The organism is Acetobacter sp. DsW_059 (assembly GCF_002153695.1).
Lineage (GTDB): Bacteria > Pseudomonadota > Alphaproteobacteria > Acetobacterales > Acetobacteraceae > Acetobacter > Acetobacter thailandicus.
On sequence record NZ_JOPI01000059.1, the window covers coordinates 21,209 to 27,621 of the forward strand.

The 6,413-nt window shown below is 46.2% G+C and carries 5 protein-coding genes; all 5 read left to right on the forward strand.

The genetic code is table 11. From position 1 onward, the window contains the following. The first annotated feature begins 37 nt into the window (after positions 1–37). The 5 genes from HK25_RS11380 to HK25_RS11400 all read left to right on the forward strand — a co-directional run bounded on the left by HK25_RS11380 (position 38) and on the right by HK25_RS11400 (position 6,234). Positions 38–427 (forward strand): cupin domain-containing protein, encoded by a 390-nt coding sequence (locus HK25_RS11380; protein WP_086636284.1) that lies wholly within the window; start codon positions 38–40, stop codon positions 425–427. A gap of 52 nt (positions 428–479) precedes the next feature. Further along, entirely contained in the window at positions 480–1,463 is a 984-nt protein-coding gene (locus HK25_RS11385; RefSeq protein WP_086636285.1) for an aldo/keto reductase, read from the forward strand. Between the two features lie 310 nt (positions 1,464–1,773). Further along, on the forward strand, positions 1,774–3,465 hold the full coding sequence (gene aspT / locus HK25_RS11390; RefSeq protein WP_198943196.1) for an aspartate-alanine antiporter: 1,692 nt from the start codon (positions 1,774–1,776) through the stop codon (positions 3,463–3,465). Between the two features lie 30 nt (positions 3,466–3,495). Next, positions 3,496–5,085: a bifunctional aspartate transaminase/aspartate 4-decarboxylase gene (locus HK25_RS11395; protein WP_086636286.1), complete on the forward strand. Its 1,590-nt coding sequence runs from the start codon at positions 3,496–3,498 to the stop codon at positions 5,083–5,085. Between the two features lie 240 nt (positions 5,086–5,325). Continuing rightward, positions 5,326–6,234: a transporter gene (locus HK25_RS11400; protein WP_143295995.1), complete on the forward strand. Its 909-nt coding sequence runs from the start codon at positions 5,326–5,328 to the stop codon at positions 6,232–6,234. Positions 6,235–6,413 lie beyond the last annotated feature (179 nt).

Genomic DNA, 6,413 nt, shown 5'->3' on the forward strand with positions numbered 1-6,413 from the left:
CTGCTTTTCTGCAGCTCAATTCGCAAGGAAAGAACTCATGGATATCAGACGTCCTGGTTTCAGACCATCTGTTAAAGGTCCGGCAGAGTGGTTTACCGGAACAGTACGCGTGGATGCACCCTTCGCGGGGAGTGGTGCTCTCGCCTGTGCCACCGTCACTTTTGAACCTGGTGCCCGTACAGCCTGGCATACACACCCGCTTGGGCAGACTCTTCTTATAACAGCTGGTTCCGGGTGGGTTCAGCGTGAAGGTAGTCCGGTTGAAGAGGTATATCCTGGTGATATCGTCTGGTTCGAACCTGACGAAAAACACTGGCATGGTGCATCACCAGAATGCGCGATGACACATATTGCCATTACAGAAACAAAGGATGGCAGGTCCTCTGACTGGATGGAGCATGTCAGTGATGAGCAGTATCATCGTTAAAAATTCATAGACAGAAAAGAACTTTATTAATTTCACTAACAGGAAATGAATTATGAAAAAACGTATTCTTGGAAAAAATGGCCTGGAAGTTTCAGCTATTGGTCTGGGTTGTATGGGGCTGAGCTTTGGGTATGGTCCGGCAACCGAGTATAAAAGTGCGATTAATCTTATTCGTAACGCATTTGAAAAAGGCGTTACCTTTTTCGATACAGCAGAGGTTTATGGCCCGTTTACGAATGAGGAACTCGTTGGTGAAGCTCTGGAACCTGTACGCAAAGATGTGGTGATTGCCACGAAGTTTGGCTTTCGTAACGGGGATTCAAAGCAGGGACTGGACAGCCGCCCGGAGCGGATCCGTCAGGTCGCCGAAGAGTCACTCAAACGACTGCGTACAGATGTCATTGATTTATTTTATCAGCATCGTGTTGATCCGAACGTACCCATGGAGGATGTTGCGGGTACAGTAAAGGATCTGATAGCAGAAGGGAAAGTAAGGCATTTCGGCCTTTCAGAAGCCAGTGTGCAGTCTATTCGTAAAGCACATTCTGTTCTTCCGGTCACAGCTTTACAGAGTGAATATTCTTTATGGTGGCGTGAACCTGAAAAAGAAATTCTTCCTGCGCTTGAAGAGCTGGGAATTGGTTTTGTACCCTTCAGTCCTTTGGGAAAAGGGTTCTTGACCGGAAAAATTGATACTCAGACCACATTTGGCGAGGATGATTTTCGTCATGTAGTGCCAAGGTTTTCTCCTGAATCTCTTGCCGCAAACCAGGGGCTGCTTACTCTGGTTGAGGATATTGCAGCGGCTAATCAGGTTACTCCGGCGCAGATTGCACTGGCATGGCTTCTGGCGCAGAAACCATGGATTGTTCCTATTCCTGGAACGACAAAGATCGCCCGGCTTGAAGAAAATCTGGGTGGAGCAGGTGTAATTCTGAGTAGTAAAGAGCTTGCGCGTATTGATGCAGCTCTTGCTGATATTGTAGTGGCAGGTGAACGTTATCCCGCCTGGATTAAAGAAATGGCCGGACGATAATTTTTAAAAAGCCGTTCTGATATCTTCCGAATATCAGAACGGCTGAATGATTTTATGAGTAAATCTGTTTAATCAGAAAGCCAACCGGTTAGCTTTTTATTTTTATGTTTTTCTTAAAACAAAAATACTTATTTGCTTGCATAAAAATATAAAAATTATTTTTACAATTTTGTTTTGATTATAAAACAAAAATTTATTATCAATTTTATTTATAAAATTTATTTTATATTTTTTGGATTTGAATTATTAAAACAATAGTTCATGATGTAAGATAATATCAAACAAAATTAAGCAGATTAAGGAATATCCGGTGCATTCAGTTATCTTGGCTGTTTCTGACCTGTTTCAGGCGTGTCCTGAAATAGCATTATTCCTTGCACTACTGGCCGGATGCTGGATCGGTCGTTTCCGTTTTGGTTCTTTCCAGCTTGGCGGGGTAGCTGGCACTTTACTGGCCGCTGTACTGATCAGTCAGGTCGGCGTTCATATAGATTCCGGTATAAAAACTGTTTTGTTCGCTTTGTTTATTTACGCTGTAGGTTATCAGAGCGGACCACAGTTTTTTCGTTCGCTTGGTCGTCAGACCATGCGTGAAATTTTAATGGCTGGTGTGCTGGCCGTAACGGGCCTTGTCACTGTTGTAGTGATCGCCCGTATCTTTCATCTTGATAAAGGTCTGGCGGCAGGGCTTGCGGCTGGTGGCCTTACACAGTCAGCTATTATCGGTACTGCCGGTTCATCACTCGAAAAACTTGGTTTGCCTCTGGTACAGGTTCAGCAGCTTCAGGGTAATGTCGCTGTTGGTTATGCTGTAACATATATTTTTGGGTCAATTGGCCCCATTATTATGTGTGTTAATGTGCTTCCGTGGCTTATGAAGCGAAGCATAAGAGACGATGCGCTGCGCGCAGAATCACAACAGGCAGCCGGCGTGCATATTGCCGGGGAGGGTGAAGTTGAATCTTTTCCCGATCTGATCGGGCGGGCTTATCAGATAACAAAGTCAGATCTGACAGTTGCAGCTATTGAGGCGCTTAGTCCGGGTATAACGCTCGAAAAAATTGTGCGTAACGGTAAGATGCTGGCAACAGGCTCTGATGCTTCTCTGCAGCCTGGTGATAATGTGCTTCTTGTTGGTCGTCGTGCTGATATTATTGCAGCAGGAGCGCAGATTGGTCAGGAAGCTGGTGAAGTGGCTGGCCTTGATTTCGTTCTGTTGCGTCGTGATATCTGTCTTTCAAGAAAAGACTTTTCCGGTAAAACTATTAAACAGTGTGTGCAGTTGCTCTCTGCCGTAACGCGGCATGGCGTGTATCTGGTCTCTTTGTCGCGGGCTGGTGTAAAACTTGCTCTGACCCCGGATACTGAGGTTCATGACGGCGATGTCGTCACCCTTCTCGGTGCATCAGCAGACGTGCAGCGTGTTGCATCACAGCTTGGCCAGATTTTGGTGCCCAGTATTAAAACTGATCTGGTCTTTCATTCTTTAGGCGTGGCTGTTGGCCTTTTAATAGGTCTCGCTGTTGTGCATCTGGGTTCAGTCCCGCTTACACTGGGCAGCGGTGGCGGTGCACTGCTTTCTGGCCTGTTGTTTGGCTGGTATCAGGGACGACATCCTTCTTCTGGTAATATGCCTTCAGGGGCTTCAGCGTTGCTGGTTGATTTAGGTCTTGCCGGGTTTGTGGCGGTAACAGGGCTGCAAACCGGCCAGCAGGCGGTAACGACAATTATGCAGCAGGGGATTACGTTATTCCTGCTCGGCGTTATCGTAACACTGATCCCCCTGGTGCTGACAATGCTCTTTGGGCGTTATGTGCTGCGTTATAATAACACAGCTATTTTTGCCGGTGCACTTGCCGGGTCACGTAGCGCAAATCCTGCCTTTGGTGAGGTTCTCAGCAAGGCAGGTAATTCTGTTCCAACAACACCATTCGCCATTACTTATGCGGTAGCCAATGTTTTACTGACATTGCTGGGGCCGCTGGTTGTTGCATTTTCCTGATTTTTTTCTCCTTTTAAAAGGTATCTTCTGATGACTACGGATTATTCAAAATTTGCCAGCCTGAGCCCCTTTGAGCTGAAAGACGAACTTATTCGCCTCGCCTCTTCAAAGGCAGACCGTGCGATGCTTAATGCTGGGCGGGGAAATCCAAATTTTCTTGCTACATTACCCCGGGCAGTTTTTTTCCTGTTTGGGCAGTTTGCTCTGGCTGAATCTCGTTTGTCTATGTCTTATTTATCTCCTGCACTGGGCGGAATGGTGCGTGTTGAGGGAATAGAAGGGCGATTTGACCGTTTTGTTGAGGCGCGTCAGGGGCAGGAAGATGCAGATGCCCTTGCTGTCGCTGTGAGCTATGTGCGTGACCAGATGGGCTTGTCAGCGTCTGAGTTCCTTCAGGAAATGGTCGAGGGTATTCTTGGTTGTTATTACCCCACACCTCCTCGCATGCTGCCTTTGAGTGAAAAAATTGTAGGCCAGTATGTTTTGCGCGAAATGGTGGGTGGAGATATTGCGCTTGACACGACAGAGTTCTTTGCGACTGAAGGCGGTACTGCTGCCATGGCCTATGTCTTCAATACGATGAAGCAGAATGGCCTGATTAATAAAGGTGATAAAGTTGCGATAGGGATGCCGGTTTTCTCACCCTATATTGAAATTCCGCAGCTTGAAGAATATGGGCTTGAAGTCGTTAGCGTACAGGCTGACCCGGCTCTGAACTGGCAGTATCCTGAGCATGAACTTGAAAAACTGCGTGATCCGGGCGTCAAGATTTTCTTTTGTGTAAACCCCAGTAACCCGCCTTCTGTAAAAATGGATGATGCTTCTCTTGCTAAGATTGCATCCATCGTTAAGGAACGTCCGGATCTGATGATTTTAACAGATGACGTTTATGGTACATTTGCAGATAATTTCCGCTCTCTTTATGCAGTTTGTCCGCGCAACACTATTCTTGTTTATTCGTTCTCGAAATATTTTGGTGCAACCGGCTGGCGACTTGGCGTTATCGGTATGCATAAAGATAACGCGATTGACGTTCATCTCGCAAATCTGCCCGCTGAAGAAAAAAGCCGTCTTGCAAAGCGCTACAGCAGCCTGACGCTTGATCCGTCAGCTCTTAAGTTTATTGATCGCCTTGTTGCCGACAGCAGAGCGGTGGCTCTCAATCATACTGCTGGTCTCTCTACACCGCAGCAGGTGCAGATGGTACTATTCTCTTTATTTGTGCTGACCGATCATGAAGAACGATATAAAAAAGTTCTTAAAAATCTTATTCGACGTCGTGAAGCTGTGATGTATCGTGAGCTGGGAGTCAGCCGGTCAGAAGATGCGAATGCTGTCGATTATTATACGCTCATTGATCTTGAAGATACCTGCCGTGCGCTTTACGGAGAAGATTTTGCAAAATGGATGCTTGAGCGTGCAAGCACAGGTGAAATTTTGTTCCGTATTGCAGATGAAACAGGGATAGTACTGTTGCCAGGCGGGGGATTTGGTACAGTCCGCGCAGCGGCCCGCGCTTCTCTGGCAAATCTGAACGAGTTTCAGTATGCCGCCATTGGCAGTGCTCTTCGTAAAATGGTTGATGAGTATTATCAGGAATTCAAGCAGAAAAAATCCTGATGAAAATCGGGCGGGAAGAATGTTCTTTCCGCCCGTAAATATATCATCTCTTTATTGTAGCTATCAGAAATACAAATAAATAACGGGTAGCTCATGTCATGCTGGCTGTGGAAAACGATGTCGTATCAACCTTAGATATTTAAAAAACAGAAGATATCTTAAGCAGGTTATACAAAAGGAAAAAAGTTCGTGGGACAAACAATAAAGAGGGGATTTATAGCTGGCTGCTGTACGTTTTTTTTGGCTTATGAGCCTCCTGCCTATGCTGACCAGTGGTACACAGGTTCTCTGGTTTCTCCTTCAGGTACAACGACGTCGGGTATTCTTAATATCGAGCCTTATTTTTCATATAGTCAGCCAGTTGGTGCTTTTGATGCGCATAACCGTTCAGGCCCGGAAAAACATCCTTATCAGCGTAGTTTTGCTAACTCCACACTTATAAAATATGGAATCACACCTGACTTTAGTATCCAGTTTCATACGGTTGTTCAGTATGGCTGGAAACATAATGACGGGCACTCTCATGGTCCTAAAGCTGGTGATATGCCGCTTGATCTTATTTATCGCATTTTACGTCCTGACCCTAAACGTTATATTCCGGCCCTGAATGTCTTTGTCGGTATGATTTTCCCTACGGGAGATTATAAAAAGCTCGGCGACACTCAGGATGGAATAGGTACTGGTGCTTATGTCTTCCGCTTTGCTCTGACAGAGCAGTCTACTTATACTTTACCAGGGCACCATCAGTTGCGTCTGCGTATGTGGAACTGGTTCAGGCGGGCAGTGACCTCAGCACAGCTGCAGGATGTTACCAGTTACGGTACTGCTATGGGCTTTAGGGGTAAGGGACAACCAGGAATGAGTGGTCAGACCGGGTTTTCTCTTGAATATGGTATCAATCAGAGCTGGGTTGTGGCAATGGACCTGGCGCGTGACTGGGCTAATGGTACCCGACTGCGCGGGCATAATGCAGATGGCCAGTATATTCACACGATTGGTAAGGCTTCAGGTGACTGGCAGATTGCCCCGGCGATGGAGTATAACTGGAACCCACGATGGGGGATTATTGTCGGGTCTTCTTTTTATTTTGCCGGTCACAATAAATCTATTCAGATCACGCCGCAGTTTGCTATTAATTCAATGTTTTGAAGTGGTTTAAATTATTTCAGGCTGGTAAAATACAAGAAGAGAAATGCAGGGGCTGAATACAGGCGGTGGATAACCGTCTGTTCAGCCGGCAGCTATAATTATGTTTGCCGTTAAGCTAGGCTCAGGACTCATTCGTTAAGATAGAAGAGGACGGTTGCTGCGATATGGATTGCGGACAT